Genomic DNA, 350 nt, shown 5'->3' on the forward strand with positions numbered 1-350 from the left:
CCCGCCGCGGGCGTCGTAGTGCGCCACGAGGGCGTCGACGATGGCGTGGGCGCCGTCGTCGGGGCAGATCTCGACCTCGGTGGTGACGACCCGGGCCCGCCAGGCGTCGAGGTCGCCGGCGAGCATCGCGGTGACGAGCTGCGGGGTGGTGGTCATCTGGTGGACGGCGACCTCGCACCGGGTCGTCGCGGCCTGCGCGGTGATCCCGAGGATCGGCCCGACCAGGCCGGGCGCGTCGAGGGCCTCGTGGCCCAGCCCGCGGTGCTGCTCGCCCCAGGTGCCGTCCGGGCCGGTGACGTCCTCGATCGCGGCGACGTGCGCGACCGCGACCGTCTGCACCCCGGCGAGGG

1 pseudogene is annotated in these 350 nt (G+C 76.9%); it reads right to left on the reverse strand.

The window, feature by feature from the left end:
• Window positions 1-350: pseudogene (locus tag N801_RS21290) on the reverse strand (hypothetical protein); the annotation flags it as partial.

The organism is Knoellia aerolata DSM 18566, assembly GCF_000768695.1.
Taxonomy (GTDB): domain Bacteria; phylum Actinomycetota; class Actinomycetes; order Actinomycetales; family Dermatophilaceae; genus Knoellia; species Knoellia aerolata.